Source organism: Thermasporomyces composti (genome assembly GCF_003386795.1).
Classification (GTDB): Bacteria; Actinomycetota; Actinomycetes; order Propionibacteriales; family Actinopolymorphaceae; genus Thermasporomyces; species Thermasporomyces composti.
Genome location: NZ_QTUC01000001.1, coordinates 353,622 through 369,854, shown reverse-complemented (window position 1 = coordinate 369,854; position 16,233 = coordinate 353,622). Strand labels below are relative to the sequence as shown.

At 69.7% G+C, this 16,233-nt stretch carries 11 protein-coding genes; 4 read left to right on the top strand and 7 right to left on the bottom strand.

What is annotated here, in order from left to right:
* Positions 1 to 110 precede the first annotated feature (110 nt).
* The 3 genes from DFJ64_RS19320 to DFJ64_RS01590 form a co-directional block, all read right to left on the bottom strand.
* Positions 111 to 269 carry a hypothetical protein gene (locus DFJ64_RS19320; RefSeq protein ID WP_170152463.1) on the bottom strand — a complete coding sequence of 53 codons (159 nt, stop codon included), beginning with the start codon at positions 267 to 269 and terminating at the stop codon, positions 111 to 113.
* Positions 266 to 1,234: an EamA family transporter gene (locus DFJ64_RS01595; RefSeq protein ID WP_245940895.1), complete on the bottom strand. Its 969-nt coding sequence runs from the start codon at positions 1,232 to 1,234 to the stop codon at positions 266 to 268. The genes DFJ64_RS19320 and DFJ64_RS01595 overlap by 4 nt, the downstream gene beginning before the upstream one ends.
* Positions 1,235 to 1,301: 67 nt before the next feature.
* Positions 1,302 to 3,107 (bottom strand): NAD+ synthase, encoded by a 1,806-nt coding sequence (locus tag DFJ64_RS01590; protein ID WP_115848826.1) that lies wholly within the window; start codon positions 3,105 to 3,107, stop codon positions 1,302 to 1,304.
* A 203-nt stretch (positions 3,108 to 3,310) separates the two neighbouring features.
* Between DFJ64_RS01590 and DFJ64_RS01585 the strand changes: the two genes are divergently transcribed.
* Entirely contained in the window at positions 3,311 to 4,648 is a 1,338-nt protein-coding gene (locus tag DFJ64_RS01585) for a glutamine synthetase family protein (RefSeq protein WP_115851734.1), read from the top strand.
* Between the two features lie 154 nt (positions 4,649 to 4,802).
* Here DFJ64_RS01585 and DFJ64_RS01580 read toward each other — a convergent pair whose 3' ends face one another.
* Entirely contained in the window at positions 4,803 to 6,386 is a 1,584-nt protein-coding gene (locus tag DFJ64_RS01580; protein WP_115848825.1) for a glycoside hydrolase family 10-like protein, read from the bottom strand.
* A 177-nt stretch (positions 6,387 to 6,563) separates the two neighbouring features.
* Between DFJ64_RS01580 and DFJ64_RS01575 the strand changes: the two genes are divergently transcribed.
* Positions 6,564 to 9,593, top strand: a complete 3,030-nt coding sequence (locus DFJ64_RS01575; protein ID WP_115851733.1) for a bifunctional [glutamine synthetase] adenylyltransferase/[glutamine synthetase]-adenylyl-L-tyrosine phosphorylase — start codon at positions 6,564 to 6,566, stop codon at positions 9,591 to 9,593.
* An 81-nt stretch (positions 9,594 to 9,674) separates the two neighbouring features.
* Here DFJ64_RS01575 and DFJ64_RS01570 read toward each other — a convergent pair whose 3' ends face one another.
* The gene (locus DFJ64_RS01570; protein WP_115848824.1) at positions 9,675 to 10,778 is read right to left on the bottom strand and encodes a 3-deoxy-7-phosphoheptulonate synthase; all 1,104 of its coding nucleotides are present in this window, start codon (positions 10,776 to 10,778) and stop codon (positions 9,675 to 9,677) included.
* A 266-nt stretch (positions 10,779 to 11,044) separates the two neighbouring features.
* On the bottom strand, positions 11,045 to 11,476 hold the full coding sequence (locus tag DFJ64_RS01565) for a GNAT family N-acetyltransferase (protein ID WP_115848823.1): 432 nt from the start codon (positions 11,474 to 11,476) through the stop codon (positions 11,045 to 11,047).
* Between the two features lie 510 nt (positions 11,477 to 11,986).
* Between DFJ64_RS01565 and DFJ64_RS01560 the strand changes: the two genes are divergently transcribed.
* Entirely contained in the window at positions 11,987 to 13,852 is a 1,866-nt protein-coding gene (locus tag DFJ64_RS01560) for a hypothetical protein (protein ID WP_147304561.1), read from the top strand.
* A 180-nt stretch (positions 13,853 to 14,032) separates the two neighbouring features.
* Here DFJ64_RS01560 and glnA read toward each other — a convergent pair whose 3' ends face one another.
* The gene (gene glnA / locus DFJ64_RS01555) at positions 14,033 to 15,457 is read right to left on the bottom strand and encodes a type I glutamate--ammonia ligase (protein ID WP_115848821.1); all 1,425 of its coding nucleotides are present in this window, start codon (positions 15,455 to 15,457) and stop codon (positions 14,033 to 14,035) included.
* A gap of 289 nt (positions 15,458 to 15,746) precedes the next feature.
* Here glnA and DFJ64_RS01550 point away from each other — a divergent pair, with 289 nt between their 5' ends.
* Entirely contained in the window at positions 15,747 to 16,220 is a 474-nt protein-coding gene (locus tag DFJ64_RS01550; protein WP_115848820.1) for an RDD family protein, read from the top strand.
* Positions 16,221 to 16,233 lie beyond the last annotated feature (13 nt).

Here is a 16,233-nt window from a genome sequence, read left to right as displayed (position 1 = left end):
CGCGGCCGGCCGAGAGCGCGAACGTCGGGGGCCTCGTCGCAGGGCGGGGCCCCTGACCCCGTCCGTGCGCCATCAGGTCGCGCGTCGGTGGCCGCCTCGGCCGGGCTGCCTCACCGCGTGTCGAGCCAGCCTTCGTCGTCACAGGTCGGGCAGACCTGACGAACCAGTCCCGTGCCGGTCCGGGGATTGCCCAGCTCGATCGCGAACCGGTCGACGGCCACCTGTCCCGCACCCCCACAGGTGGGGCACATGATCCGTAGGGCGTTCACGCTCCCTCCGCCCTGTCGCGGTCGCCCGCGCTGTCCCGTTGGTCGGTCGGCCCGCCCACCGCCACGCTGGTCGGCGTCGCCGAGGTCGTCGGCTCGACAACCTCGCGCGGGGCCCCTGACGGACCGCCCCAGGTCGCTCCGGCCGACGCCACCACGACCAGACCGACGGCGAGAAGCTGCCACGGCGTGAGCCGTTGGCCCAGCACGAGGAAGCCCGCGAGCGCAGCGACGGCGGGCTCCAAGCTCATGAGTACCCCGAACGTCCCGGGTGAGACGCGGCGCAGCGCGGCGAGCTCCAGGGTGTAGGGGATCGCGGAGGAGAGCAAGGCGACGCCCACCCCGAGCAAGAGAATGCCCGGTTCGACGAGCGCCGGTCCGGCGACGAGCGCAGCCGGTGGGGCGATCGCCACCGTGGCGACGACGAGCGCGACGGCGAGGCCCTCGGCGCCGGGGAAGCGACGGCTCGCCCGCGAGCCCAGCAGGATGTAGCCGGCCCAGCACCCTCCGGCCCCCAACGCGAACGCCACGCCGACCGCGTCGAGCCGCTCGAAGCCGCCCTCGCTCAACAGGATCACGCCGAGTCCGGCGAGCGCGACCCAGGCCAGGTCGCGAGCGCGTCGGGACGTGACGACAGCGAGCCCGAGCGGGCCGAGGAACTCGAGGGTGACCGCCGCTCCCAGCGGGAGCCGCGCGGCGGCCTCGTAGAAGCAGAGGTTCATCAGCCCCAGGGTGAGACCGAACGCCACTCCGACGGCCCAGTCAGCCCGGTCTCGATGGGTCACGCGCGGTCGCACGACGCCCACGAGGAGGACGGCGGCGATCGACAGCCGGAGCGCGACGGCACCGAGCGGGCCCACGCGTCCGAGGAGGATGACGGCGACGGCCGCGCCGAACTGCAAGGACAGCGCGGAGAGCAGGACCATGCCCACCGCGTGCGCGCGGGAATGCCCGACCAGCTGGCTCACCGCTCGACCGTAGCTCCGGGACCTGGGGCGCCACGGCTCGGGGTGATCGACAGGTCGTCGTGGGCGCCTATCCCCGTGGTCCCTCGCCCGGAGAGGCCGCTCGGGCGGGTGCCGGCGAGGGCTGGTGATCCGTGACGCTCTCCCGCCAGCGGTTCGTCAATGGCAGCCTGCGGTCGCGGCCGAAGGCCTTGAACGTGATCTTGGGGCCTGGCGGGTACTGGCGACGCTTGAACTCCGCGGCGTCGACCATCCGGATCACCCGCTCGACGAGGTCCGGGTCGAAGCCGGCGGCCACCAGGTCCGCCGCGCTCGCGTCCTGCTCGACGTAGTCGTCGAGAACGTCGTCGAGGACCTCGTAGGGCGGAAGGGAGTCGGTGTCGCGCTGGCCGGGCCGCAGCTCCGCCGACGGCTCCTTGGTGATGGACCTCTCCGGAATCGGCGGCGTCTCGCCCAGCTCCCGAGCTCGCTGGTTGCGCCAGCGCGCCAGCCGCCACACCCAGGTCTTCGGCACGTCCTTGAGCGGCGCGTAGGCGCCGACCGCGTCGCCGTAGATCGTGGAGTAGCCGACGGCCAGCTCGCTCTTGTTGCCGGAGGCGAGGACGAGGTGCCCCTCCTGGTTGGCGATGCTCATCCAGATCATGCCGCGAATGCGGGCCTGGAGGTTCTCGTCCGCGACACCGGTGAGCGGCAGCTGCCGGAGAAACGCCTCCTTGATGTCCTCGATCGGGATCACCCGGAAGTTCAGACCCGTGCGCTCGGCCAGCTCGGCGGCGTCGACCTTGGAGTGCTCGGAGGAGTACTTGCTCGGGTTGGAGACGCCGTAGACGTTCTCCGGGCCCAGGGCATCGCAGGCGATGGTGGCGGTCAGTGCCGAGTCGATCCCGCCCGACAGCCCCACGACGACGCTGCGGTGGCCGTTCTTCTCCACGTAGTCGCGCAGCCCGGTGACGATGGCGGTGTAGATCTCCGCCTCCTCATCCAGCCGCGGGGCGATGCCCGAGCGGGCCGGCTGGTACGGGGGCAACGGGCGGTCGGAGATCACCGTCCGCTCGATCCGGATGCCGGCGTACTCGTCGGCGCCTCGGGTTGTGCCGGCGAGGTCGAGGTCGACGGTGAGCAGGCCTTCGCTGAACTGCGGCGCGCGGGTCACGACGGTGCCGGACTCGTCGACCACGATCGAGTCACCGTCGAACACGAGCTCGTCCTGGCCGCCCACCATGTTGACGTAGGCGAGCGGGCACATCGCCTCCCGCGCGCGCCGAGTGACCAGCTTGAGCCGCTCGTCGTCCTTGGTCCGCTCGTACGGCGAGGCGTTGATCGCGAGCAGCAGGCCGGCCCCCGCGGCCCGGGTCGCTCGGACCGGACCGCCCTCCTGCCACAGGTCCTCGCAGATGACCACCGCGATGTCAATGCCGTGGACGGTGACGACCTGGAGGGTGTCGCCCGGCACGAAGTAGCGGTACTCGTCGAAGACGCCGTAGTTGGGCAGGTGGTGCTTCACCGCGCGGGCGACCACCCGACCGCCGTGCACGATGGCCGCCGCGTTCTGAGGGGAGCCCTTCGGCCGACCCAGTCGGTCGTACCCCTCGGGGTCCCGGTCGAGGTAGCCACAGATCACGGTTAGATTGCCGAGCCCGGCGGCGGCGAGCTTGGCGGCGAGGTCGTCCATCGCTGCCCGTGACGCGTCGACGAACGATGTCCGGAGGGCGAGGTCCTCGACGGGGTAGCCGGTGAGGGCCATCTCCGGGAAAGCGACGACGTGGGCACCACGGTCGGCGGCGTGCTGCGCCCACCTCAGGATCGCGTCGGCGTTGCCCGCGATGTCGCCGACGGTGACGTTGAGCTGTGCGAGGGCGAGGCGGATCTGAGCCACGCCACGAGATTAGTCGCTTCCGATGGCCCGCCCGCACCCGACGGCTCAGTGGCTGCCCGGGTCGTCGGGCGCTGTCGTCGGGTCGCGTGTTCGTCCTCGTAACCGGGCCGTTCCAGCCGTTCAAACCAACGCGCGGTAACGTGCTCGACAGGCGGCCGGGACGAGTTGGTCGAGCCCGGATGATCCGAGCGGAGATGGGACCAGTGGACAAACAGCAAGAGTTCGTCCTCCGCACTATCGAAGAACGGGATGTGCGATTCGTCCGACTGTGGTTCACCGACGTGCTGGGCTTCTTGAAGTCCGTCGCCGTCGCGCCTGCGGAGCTGGAGAACGCCTTCTCCGAGGGCATCGGTTTCGACGGCTCGTCGATCGAGGGCTTCGCACGCGTGTACGAGGCGGACATGCTCGCCAAGCCCGACCCGTCGACCTTCCAGATCCTGCCGTGGCGAGGTCACTCGCCGAGCACGGCGCGAATGTTCTGCGACATCCTCATGCCGGACGGATCACCGTCGTACGCCGACCCCCGGTACGTCCTGAAGCGGGCGTTGGGCAAAGCGGCTGACCTCGGTTTCACCTTCTACACCCATCCGGAGATCGAGTTCTTCCTGTTCAAGAAGCTGCCGGAGGAGGGTGAGTCGCCTGTGCCCATCGACCACAGCGGCTACTTCGACCACACCCCGCACGGCAGGAGCCAGGATTTCCGCCGGGAAGCCATCACGATGCTGGAGTCGATGGGAATCTCGGTGGAGTTCAGCCACCACGAAGGCGCTCCCGGCCAGCAGGAGATCGACCTGCGTTACGCCGACGCGTTGACCACCGCCGACAACATCATGACGTTCCGGGTGGTCGTCAAGGAGGTCGCGCTCACCCAAGGACTCTACGCGTCGTTCATGCCCAAGCCATTCGCGCAATGGCCGGGCTCCGCCATGCACACGCACATGTCCCTGTTCGAAGGCGACCGCAACGCCTTCTACGACGCCGGGGCGGAATACCACCTGTCGAAGCTGGCGCGGTCGTTCATCGCGGGTTTGCTCCGGCACGCGGCTGAGATCACCGCCGTCACCTGCCAGTGGGTCAATTCCTACAAGCGTCTCTGGGGCGGCGGTGAAGCGCCGGCCTATATCTGCTGGGGCCACAACAACCGCTCCGCGCTGGTGCGGGTGCCGATGTACAAGCCGCAGAAGGGTCAGTCGACGCGGATCGAGTTCCGGTCCCTGGATTCGGCCGCCAACCCCTACCTGGCCTATGCGGTCATCCTCGCGGCCGGGTTGAAGGGCATCGAGGAAGGCTACGAGCTGCCGCCGGGCGCTGAGGACGACGTGTGGTCGCTCACCGAGGGGGAGCGGCGCGCGCTCGGGATCGACCCACTCCCACAGAACCTCGACGAGGCGATTCGGCTCATGGAGCGCAGTGAGCTCGTCGCCGAGACGCTGGGGGAGCAGGTGTTCGACTTCTTCCTGCGCAACAAGCGGTCGGAGTGGGCCGAGTACCGTCGGCAGATCACGCCGTACGAGCTGTCCCGGATGCTGCCCGTCATGTAGGTCCGCCGGCATGGAGACCAGCCGACGCCGGGACTCAACGGGCGCTGAGAAGACCCAGCCGGCATGGGGGCGGAGAACAACCGGCGCGTCATGACGGTCGAAGCTGACGCGGCCGCGGGTGGGCATGCCCACCCGCGGCCGCGTCAGCGACGACTCAGCGCGGCGAGAACGTCGCGGTTGCGATGCGGCCCGGCTGGACGGTCACCGTCGCGACGGACGTGGCGCCATCCGGCAGGGTCGCGGTGACCGTCCAGCGGCCGGGCCGGACGTCGACGAAACCGAACCAACCCGAGCCGTCGGTCCGCTTGGTCGCGACGACCGTGCCAGTCCCGGGGCGGGTGAGCGACACCTCCACCTGGTCCGCGGGCGTGCCGTCGGCCGCGACGAGCTCACCGGTGATGTGGCCCTTGGTCGGCCGGATCTTCCAGGTCATCGGCGGAACCTTGGCCGGTCGAGCGAACAACGGCGTCGCTCCGTCGGGGTCCTCGGCGGTCAGCGCGGTGGTGAGCGCGGCGCGCTCGGCGTCGGCGAGGCTGGGGTCGGCGTCGGCGGTCGCGCTCGGGACGGCGTAGGAGTAGCCGCTCCAGCCGGCGACCCGGTTGCCGGCGGAGGTCCGCGCCAATGCCGCTCGCGCCTGCCGGACGCTGTCCTCGACGGAGTTGAGGTAGAGGGCGGGACCGACGACGTTGTGGCGACCGTACTGCCAGTCGGCGAGGACCTCGTTCCACTCGCGGAACATCTGGTACTGGTCCGGCAGGAACTCGCGCTTGTAGTTCATCGCGACGTTGGTGTCGATGATGCCCTCGGCGAGCCAGCCCTTCCAGTCCTGGAGAACCTCCGCGTAGGTGCGGGTGCGCTCCCACCCTCCGACGCTCTGCGGGCCGAACCCGTAGGTGATGCCGTTGATGGACAGCCGCGCCCGCGGGTCGATGTCGTACATCGTCAGGTAGATCTTGCGGACGAGCTGGGTGACCTGCTCGCGCCGCCAATCGCTGAACTGCGGGTCATCCGGCTCCGGAACGTCGGTGCGGCCGGTGGCCGCGGCGAAGCGTCGTAGCGAGACGTCGGAGTAGCCCCAGTCACTGTGCTCGGTGGTGGAGTTGTAGTCGGGGTAGCGGATGTAGTCGAGGTTGATGCCGTCGACGTCGTACTCCCGGACGATGCTGGCGATGCCGTCGACGAGGTAGTCGACCGCGGCGGGGTTGGCCGGGTCGAGGAGCAGCATGTTTCCGACTCGCTCGGTGCCGTCGTGGCGCTTGTTGAGCCAACGGTCGTCACCGGTCGCGGTCTCACCGTGGGTGTGGAAGATGTGGTCCGGTGAGGGCGGCGGGGAGGCGGCGTTCCACAGCGGCGTGGCGTTGACCCAGGCGTGGACCTCGATGCCGGCCGCGTGGGCCTTCTCCACGACGTACTCCAGCGGGTCGAAGTCCGGGTCGATGGCCACGTGCGTCCGGGGGAAGGTCGAGCGGTTGCAGAAGCAGTCCATCCACCGGCCGACCTGGACGATGAGCGCGTTGACGCGGAGCGCCTTGGCGTCGGCCACCAGCTTGTCGACGTTCTCCGGGGTGTAGATGGAGGGCCGGAACGAGTCGACCCACAAGCTGCGCCACTGCGTCTCGGTCGGTCGGGCGTCGTCGGCCGCGTGGGCCGGGTGGGACGTGGCAGGTGTGGTGAACGCCAGAGTGCCGGCGAGGAGGGCGCCGACAGTGGTGACCGCCGCCAGTGTGCGTCGACTCATCACGGACCTCCCGCGTGGACTGGTTGGAGCAAAGTTACCGCTTTCGGCGTGCCGGCGGACTTTTTCCACGGCGTGCGACCGGCCCCGGTCGCCACGATCGGACGACACGGCTGCCGTACTGTGAGTGGTGCGGCGCTCGGTGGGTGGTGCAGCGCTCGGTGGAAGGAGGTCGAGTCGGTGACGGACGCCCGCTCCACTCCGAGCAGCACCACGTCGAGCGACACCACTCCGAGCGCGGCGGACTTGGCCCGGTTGGGCTTCTCCGACTCCGAGCGAGCGCGCACGTCCCTGGCGGACCTTCGTGTCGATGCCCGCCCGGTGGTCGAAGCGGCGGCGGAAGCCGCGGACCCCGACCAGGCGGTGGACTACCTCCTCGCGGTTCTCCAGGCCGCCTCCGATCGGGAGGGCCTGGAGTCGGCGCTGGTCGCGGACGCGGCGTTCCGGGGACGACTGCTGAAGGTGCTCGGCGCCAGCACCGGCCTGGCCCAGCATCTCGTCCGGCATCCTCAGCACTGCTTCGAGCTGGCCGATCCAGCCCTCGGCGCGGTGCGCCCGGCCGCGTGGGCACTACGCGACGAGCTTCTCCGTGCGGTCGGTGCCGATCCGAGGGCGGCCGAACCGACCGCGACCGACGGCGGTCCGGCGGCCGTCGACGCCTTGCGGATCGCCTACCGCAAGCTTCTGCTCCGGCTCGCCGCACGCGACCTGTGTGGCGAGGTGATCGTCGACGACGTGGCCGCCGAGCTGGCCGACCTCGCGGCGGGCGCGTTGGAGGCGGCGCTCGCCATCGCGCGGGCCCGACTCCCCGCCAGCGCGGAACCGTGTCGGTTCGCCGTCATCGGCATGGGCAAGTGCGGCGCTCGGGAGCTCAACTACGTCAGCGACGTCGACGTCCTGTTCGTCGCCGAGCCGGTCGGCGACACCAGTGGCGATCGCGACCGTGAGGCGGCCGCGTTACGGACGGCCACGCAGCTCGCCTCGCACCTGATGCGGATCTGCTCCGAGCACACCGCCGAAGGCACCTTGTGGCCGGTGGACGCCGCCTTGCGTCCCGAAGGACGGGCCGGCCCGCTCGTGCGAACCGTGGCCAGCCACCTCGCCTACTACCGGCGCTGGGCCAAGACCTGGGAGTTCCAAGCCCTGCTCAAGGCGCGCCCCATCGCCGGGGACAAGGAGCTCGGCGAGGCCTACCTCGCAGCCGTCACCCCCTTGGTGTGGAAGGCCGCGGACCGACCGAACTTCGTCGAGGACGTCCAGGCGATGCGGCGCCGGGTCCTGGACCACATCCCCGCCCAGGAGCTCGATCGCCAGCTCAAGCTCGGCCCGGGTGGGCTGCGGGACGTCGAGTTCGCCGTCCAGCTGTTGCAGCTGGTGCACGGACGCTCCGACCCGAGCTTGCGGATCCCGTCGACCTTGCGCGCCTTGGAGGCGCTGACCGAAGGCGGGTACGTCGGACGGCGCGACGGTGCCGCGCTCACCGACGCCTACCGGTTCGTGCGCACCCTCGAGCATCGGATTCAGCTCGCTCGGCTGCGACGAACGCATCTGCTACCGGTCGACGAACGAGCGCTACGAGCCCTCGGACGCTCGCTTGGCTTGTGGTCCGACCCCGTCGAGGAGCTTCTCCAGCAGTGGCGACAGCACCAACGGCAGATCCGGCGACTGCACGAGAAGCTCTTCTACCGTCCGCTGCTCGCGGCCGTCGCTCGCATTCCAGGTGACGACGCACGGCTTACCCCGGAGGCCGCGGAGGCGCGACTCACCGCACTCGGGTACGCCGACCCGGCGGCGGCCCTCCGGCACATCGAGGCCTTGACCGCCGGGGTGTCGCGGCGAGCGGCCATCCAGCGCACGTTGCTGCCGGTGATGCTGGGCTGGTTCGCCGACGCCCCCGACCCCGACGCTGGACTCTTGGCGTTCCGCCAGGTCTCCGAGGCGCTCGGAACCACGCCGTGGTACCTCCGACTGCTTCGGGACGAGGGTGTCACCGCTGAGCGGATGGCCCGCCTGCTGGCGTCGAGTCGGTTCATCGTCGACCTGCTCCTCCGAGCGCCGGAGGCGGTCGCGATCTTGGGCGACGACGCTTCCCTCGAGCCGCGCGACCGGGAGCAGATCGAGGCGGAGATGCTCGCCGCGGCTCGTCGGCATGACGACCAAGCGAACGCGATCGCTGCCATTCGCGCCATCCGCAGGCGGGAGCTGTTCCGGGTCGCGGCCGCGGACCTGCTCGGTCTTCTCGACGTCGACAGGGTGGGGGAGGCGCTCACGGCGATCGCGGCGGCCACCGTGACCGGCGGACTGTCGGTGGCCGTGCGTGCGATCGAGGCCGAACGCCGGCGCACCCTGCCGACACGTCTGGCGATCGTGGCGATGGGCAGGTTCGGCGGGCACGAGATGAGCTACGTCAGCGACGCCGACGTGGTCGTCGTCCACGAGCCTCTCGAGGGAGTCGACGAGCACGAGGCGGCGGGGGCGGCGACCGCGGTCGTCGCGGAGCTGCGCCGGCTCCTCGGGCTCCCCGGACCGGACCCGGCCCTGGAGGTCGACGTCGCGCTGCGGCCGGAGGGCCGGCAAGGCCCCCTGGTGAGGACGCTCTCGTCGTTCAGCGCCTACTACGAGCGTTGGTCGCACGTGTGGGAAGCCCAGGCCCTGCTCCGGGCGGAGCCGTTGTGCGGGGACCCAGAACTCTTGCGAGGCTTCGTCGAGCTCGTCGACCCGATCCGCTGGCCCGCCTCAGGGCTGTCCGAGCGTGACGTCCGCGAGATCCTCCGGATCAAGGCGCGGGTGGACGCCGAACGGCTGCCCCGCGGAGCGGACCCCACCACCCATACCAAGCTCGGTCGCGGTGGTCTCGCCGACATCGAGTGGACCGTCCAGCTCCTCCAGCTGCGTCACGCGGGCGCGGTCCCGCAGCTGCGGACGACGCGGACGGTCGAGGCGCTGCGTGCGGCGACCGAGGCGGGTCTGGTCGAGCCGAAGGACACGCAGTCCCTCCTCGCGGCCTGGCGCATGGCCACCCGAACGCGCAACGCGGTGATGCTCGTCCGCGGCCGGCCGTCGGACTCCTTGCCGCGCGATGCGCGGGACCTGGCGGCGGTGTCGAGGATCTTGGGGTACGGGCCGCTGGAGTCGAGCCGGTTCGTCGAGGACTACCGTCGCGTCACTCGTCGCGCTCGCGCCGTCGTCGAGCGGCTGTTCCAGGTGTGAGCCGCCGCCCCGCGGCCTCGCCGCGTGAGGGGTGGCGCAGGCCGGGGGCGCGCCACCCCTGGTGGTCGTCGGCGATCGTCGTCACGAGTGCGTGGTTCCGGCGATCGTCGAGCGCCGGGCCCGGGCAGCACGCGCCAGCCCACGCAGGACGTCCGCGGTCACCTCCCAGCCCATGCAGGCGTCGGTGATGCTCAAGCCGTAGGTCAGCTTGTGAGCCTCGCCCTCGACCAGGTCCTGCCGACCTGGCTGGAGGAAGCTCTCCAGCATCACCCCCACCACACCACGCTGGCCACCGGCCACCTGCTGGGCGACGTCCTCGGCGACCAGTGGCTGGCGCAGGTGGTCCTTGCGGCTGTTCCCGTGGCTCGCGTCGACGATCAGCCGTCGCGGAAGACCGGCCTTCTCCAGCCGCAGCAGCGCGTCGGCGACGCTCTCGGCGTCGTAGTTCGGACCGCTGTGGCCGCCACGCAGGATCACGTGGCAGTCCGGGTTGCCGCTGGTGGTGAGGATCGCGGCGACACCGTCGTCGGTGATGCCGGTGAAGACGTGGCTGACCGCTGCGGCGCGCACCGCGTCGACCGCGCCCTGCACGTCGCCGCTGGTGAGGTTCTTGAAGCCGACCGGCATCGACAGCCCGCTGGCCAGGTTCCGGTGCACCTGGCTCTCGGACGTCCGCGCGCCGATCGCGGCCCAGCTGACGGTGTCGGCGAGGTACTGGGGGATGATCGGGTCGAGGAACTCGCAGCCGGCCGGCAGCCCGAGGTCGAGGACGTCGAGCAGCACCTTGCGGGCGGTGCGCAGCCCCTTGTTGACGTTGCAGCTGCCGTCCAGGTCGGGGTCGTTGATGAGCCCCTTCCAGCCAAGAGTCGTCCGCGGCTTCTCGAAGTACACCCGCATGACGACGCACAGGTCGTCCTCCAGCTCGGGGACGAGCGCGGCGAGGCGTTGGGCGTAGTCCAGCGCCGCCTTCGGGTCGTGAATCGAGCAGGGGCCCACGATGACGATGAGCCGGTCGTCCTCTCCGGCCAGGATCGCCGAGACCTCGCGTCGTCCACGGACGACGACCTCCGCTCGCTTGTCGTCGAGCGGGAGCTCCTCCCGAAGCAGTGCCGGAGGCAGGAGCGGTCTGGTTCGGAGGATACGCAGGTCGCGGGTCGAGGTCGCGAGCTGTGGTGTCGATGTCACGGGCGGCTTCTTCCTTTCGGTCCGGGAGCCGTCCCGTTCCACCCGGGCCGGCTCGCCGATGGGCAACAAAAAAGGCAGTGGCCCGTTCGGACCGCTGCCTAGCCGGCTCTGGGTGGTCCTCAGATCAGCGCAACTGGCCGCCGCCGGTCCCACCCAGGGCCGGCCTGCTAAACCAATAGCGCCAAAGCATGGCCATGACGATACAACGAGGCCGTGTGGCCCGGCAACGCGGCCCCTCGATCATGGACCCGCGTGATCGCTCGCCGTCACCGTCCCAGCTGGGCCGGGCGCTCCATGAACGTGGGGTCGGGCGGACCGAAGCCGAACCGCTTGTAGAGGCCGTGCGCGTCCTTCGTGTGGAGCGTCCACCGGAAGGCCGCACCGGGCCCGCACTCGATCATGACCCGCACCAGCTCCTTGCCGAGACCCTTCCCCCGGGCTTCCGGGACGACGAAGACGTCCGCGAGGTACGCGAAGGCCACGCCATCCGACACAGCTCGGGCGAACGCCACCATCCGACCGCTGGCCCGGTCGTAGCCGCCGACCACCCGCCAGGCGTTGGCCACCTGCCGCTCGACGTGCTCGCGCTGACGCCAACGGCCCCAGTACGCCTCGGTCGACAGGAAGGACCAGACGGCGTCGAGGTCGATGCGTGTGGGGTCGTCGTCCAGTTCGTACGGGCCGTACGGGATCACCATGGCCGCCACGGTATCGCCCAGGATCGACCTCGCGCGACCACGGCCCGGGGGACAGGCGGGGGACAGGTCAGCACGGATCGAGCGGCGATCCCTGTCCGCGTGCCGACCTTGGTCGCGACCGCTTGGGGCGAGCGCTTGACAGGGCAAATCGCCGAACTTGCGGTCGCGACCGAAGACTCGCCCGATTTCTCCCAAGGGGCGGAGGAGCTCATGCGCGCTGGCACGTCCGCCCGCCTGGCCGGTCTTCTCCTGACCGGAGCGTTGGCCCTCAGCGGCACCGTGCTCAGTCCGCCGGCCGAGGCGGCCCCGGCTGGTGTCTTCCAGGACTTCGAGACCGACGCTGACCTGGCGGGCCTCACGGTCTCCCTGCCACAGGTCGACAGCGCTGTCCGGGTCGGCTACCCGACACACGGTCGATCAAGTGTGCGGTTCACGGTCGGGCCGGCGAACACCCCTGGCGCCTCCGCCTCGGCCGGCCTCACCCTGCACGCCGGCACCGCCAGCCTCCCGGTGACCGACTGGTCCGGCCATGCCGCCTTCGGCTGGGACTTCTTCACCGACAGCGTGCGGGACACGGTCGGGCGGATCACCATCCGAGACAGCCACAACCGGGTCGTCGCGACATACCGAACCGGCATCCCGCCCGGGGAACCGGAGGTGGACTCCACGACGCTGCGGCTGCGCGCTGACGATCCCCGCAATCACGCCGACGTGCGGCGCTTTCTGAACCAGGCCGTCGCCGAGGAGAGATTGGCGGGCAGGCTGGCCGAGTGCGGCGTGCCCGCGGCGGAGTTCACCGAGGCGCTGGCTGAGCGTTGCCGGGGCGTGTGGGTGTACCTACGCTACGTGCTGCGTGAGATCCGTCTCGGTCTGCGCCGACCCGATGACGTGGACAATCTCCCCACAGATTTGACTGGCTACTACGCCAAGACCCTGGGCGCTGACCAGCACTCCCCACAGTGGGTCGAGGTGCATCTGCCACTACTGGCCACCCTGGCCGCAGCGCGCGAGCCGCTGCCCGCCGAAGCCTTGGCCCGTCTGGCCGGCCTGCCCGACACCCACGCCGTTCAGCGGTTGTGCGACGTCCGTTACCGGCCCCTGCTGACCGCCACTGGACTCCCGCGGACGTACGCGATCTACCACGCCAGCCTGCGCGAGTTTCTCACCGGCACTCTGTCCACACAGCCTGACACGTCCCTGCCCGATCATCTGCACGCGCTCGCCGCTACCTTCGCCGGCGCCACCCACGCCGCGCACGCCCGGATCGCCGACCACTACCTGACCCGCTTCGGCGGACTCGACACCGGGCTGGCCGCCCTGGCCGCCGATCCCGCTCTCGCGGACCTCGACGACGGCTACCCGCTGCGGCATCTCGCCGCCCACCTGGACCACGCTGGGCAGATCGAGGACCTGCACCGGCTGCTCGCCTGCGAACGGCCCACCGGTTCGGGCAGTGCGACGAATGTGTGGTTCGACGCTCATGACCGTGCCGGTACTCTCGACCGTTACCTCACGGACCTGGACCGGGCTCGCTGCCAGGTCGAACAGGAGACCGACGCCCGGCTCCGCGCCGGCCGACAGGCTCCCTCTCTGGGGCTGGAGCTGCGTTATGTTCTGATGGCGGCCAGCATCAACAGCATCACGAGCAACGTCCCCATCCCTCTTTTGGAACGCCTGGTCGAGACCGGGATCTGGGACACCACCCGCGCCCTCACCCACGCCCGACGGCTCCACGAGCCAAGCATCCGCTGCAACGCCCTCGTCGCCCTTCTCCCACGCCTATCTGATGACCAGCGGCCCGCCATTGTGCGCGAAGCGCTCGAGACCGCCCACGCCATCACCGACAAGTACTTCCGCGTTGAGGCGTTGGAGGCGCTGGCTCCACACCTGTCTGAAGAGCTACTCCGCAAGGCGCTCGAGATCGCCCACGCCATCACCAACGAAGGCGACCGCGTTCGGGCGTTGGCGGCGCTGGCCCCACACCTGCCTGGTGACCAGCGGCCCGCCGTTGTGCGCGAAGCGCTCGAGACCGCCCACGCCATCACCGACAAGTACTTCCGCGTTGAGGCGTTGGAGGCGCTGGCCCCACACCTGCCTGATGACCAGCGGCCCGCCGTTCTCGTTGGGCTCTTTCGAGAGATGAGTTGGGCGAATCACTTTGGCTCGGTACTGTTGGAGCAGGCCTGCCGTTTTCGGCAACCGGATGTCGATGTCATTGCCATTGGCTTCTTACGACGATCCTGCTGGATAAAACGACGGCGGGAATGCCTTGCTCTGATTCGTGCAGCGATCCCGACGATCCAGGCCTGCGGTGGAGAATCAGCTATTCACCAGTTGATCCGTGCTATGAGAAAAGTCCAGCAGTGGTGGCCGTAGGAGCTGACGTTGTCTGGTTACCTAGGCCACGCGGACCCGGGTTCACGCTGCGCACTTCTACGCACCTGATGCCGAGCAGAGAACGCGTCGGGCCGTCGACCGCGTGTTCGACGAGCGAGACACGACAGCCGACGGCCCGAAGACTGCCTAGGAGCCTAGACCCTCTGAGCAGGGACGACCTCAGATGTCGAAGTACAGCTCGAACTCGTGCGGGTGCGGCCGAAGGCGGATCGGGTCGACCTCGTTGGTCCGCTTCCAGTCGATCCAGGTCTCGATCAGGTCCTGGGTGAAGACCCCGCCCTCCAGCAGGTACTCGTGGTCCTCCTCCAGGGCGTCGAGAACCTCCGGCAACGAGGCGGGAACCTTCTCGACCAGGGCGTGCTCCTCCGGAGGCAGGTCGTAGAGGTCCTTGTCGATCGGCTCCGGCGGCTCGATCTTGTTCCGAATGCCGTCCAGGCCGGCCATCAGCATCGCGGAGAACGCGAGGTAGGGGTTGCAGGACGGGTCAGGCACTCGGAACTCGATCCGCTTGGACTTCGGGCTGGTTCCGGTGACCGGGATCCGCACCGCGGCCGACCGGTTCCGCTGGCTGTAGACGAGGTTGACCGGCGCCTCGAAGCCCGGCACCAACCGGTGATAGGAGTTGACGGTCGGGTTGGTGAACGCCAGCAGGCTCGGCGCGTGCTTGAGCAGGCCGCCGATGTACCACCGGGCGGTGTCGGACAGGCCGCCGTAGCCGAGCTCGTCGTAGAAGAGCGGCTGCCCGTCCTTCCACAGGCTCTGGTGGCAGTGCATCCCGGAACCGTTGTCCCCGAAGAGGGGCTTCGGCATGAACGTCGCGGTGCGACCAGCCCTCCACGCCACGTTCTTGATGACGTACTTGAAGAGCATGAGCTTGTCGCCGGCGTGGAGGAGCGAGTCGAACTTGTAGTTGATCTCGGCCTGACCGGCGGTGCCAACCTCGTGGTGGGCCCGCTCCACCTCGATGCCCACGCTGCGCAAGGTCTTGACCATCTCGTCACGCAGGTCGGCGAAGTGGTCCATCGGCGGAACGGGGAAGTAGCCGCCCTTGTACCGCGGCTTGTACCCCTTGTTGCCGCCGTCCTCCTCCCGACCGGTGTTCCAGGCCCCTTCGATGGAGTCGATGTAGTAGTAGCCGGCGTTCTGCTTGGTCTCGAACCGTACGTCGTCGAAGACGTAGAACTCCGCTTCCGGCCCGAAGTACGCCGTGTCGGCGATGTTGCTGCTCTTGAGGTAGGCCTCGGCCTTCGCCGCGATGTTGCGCGGGTCCCGGCTGTAGGGCTCGTCGGTGAACGGGTCCACGATCGAGAAGTTCATCGCCAGCGTCTTCTTGGCCCGGAACGGGTCCAAGAACGCGGTCGCCGGGTCCGGAATCAGCTTCATGTCCGATTCGTGGATGGCCTGGAAGCCGCGGATCGACGAGCCGTCGAACATCAACCCGTTGGTGAAGGCATCCTCGTCGAACGACTCGGCGGGGACGTTGAAGTGCTGCATGATGCCGGGCAGGTCGCAGAAGCGGACGTCGATGAACTCGACGCCCTCGTCGCGCACGAATGCCAACAGCTCGTCGGCGCTCCGGAACATTCGGCCCCTCCTCTGTGTCTCTGCTCCGCGACGCTAGGAGGCGGCCGTTTCCCGGCAGTGTCTCGGTTGTTGCGCCCTTGTTACGGCCGAGGTGCAGCCTCCGCGGAAATCGTGCGTCTACCCACCCAGTGTGGCGCGGGGGAGCGGACCGTGCGCTGGTCCGCGAAGCGCCGATCGTCCTGGCGCCCCGCTCGCTACCCCTTCTACCCCGGGCTGCCCCGCCGAGTCACCTCCTCCGCCGGGGGAGAGACGACGCGGACCGGCTGGTCGTGAGCGATAGCCTCACGGCATGGCACAGCGTCGTGAACCCGGTCGGACCAAGCCAGCGGGTGACACCGATCCCCGGGAGGAGGACCACGCAGGCCGACGGCTCGGTCTCCCCGAGACCGGTCGGGGCTCGCTCGCCGGCTGGGGAGCGCGCATCACCGCGCTGCTGGTCGACTGGCTCCTCGCCAACCTCGCGGCGTTGGGCATCGTCCGGGACGACGCGGTGTGGCAGGCTCCGGTGACCGCGCTGGACTTCCTCCCCCTCGCCCTGTTCGGTCTGCAGGTGTGGCTCATGACCGGGTTCGTGGGGGCGAGCATCGGCCAGCGGGTGCGCCACCTCCTCGTCGTCCGCCTCGACGGTCAGCCTGTGGGGTTGGCCCGGGCGCTCCTGCGAACCGTCCTGATCTTGCTCGTGCTGCCGCCGTTGGTCGTGGACTCCGACGGTCGAGGACTGCACGACAAGCTCGCGGGGACCGTGCTCGTCCGCGCCCGCTGAGCCGAGGGTGATC

Bases quoted from the DNA above. Each gene is read 5' to 3' on its own strand.
- DFJ64_RS01580 (WP_115848825.1), bottom strand. From the start codon at position 6,386: ATGAGTCGACGCACACTGGCGGCGGTCACCACTGTCGGCGCCCTCCTC.
- DFJ64_RS01565 (WP_115848823.1), bottom strand. From the start codon at position 11,476: ATGGTGATCCCGTACGGCCCGTACGAACTGGACGACGACCCCACACGC.
- glnA (WP_115848821.1), bottom strand. From the start codon at position 15,457: ATGTTCCGGAGCGCCGACGAGCTGTTGGCATTCGTGCGCGACGAGGGC.
- DFJ64_RS01550 (WP_115848820.1), top strand. From the start codon at position 15,747: ATGGCACAGCGTCGTGAACCCGGTCGGACCAAGCCAGCGGGTGACACC.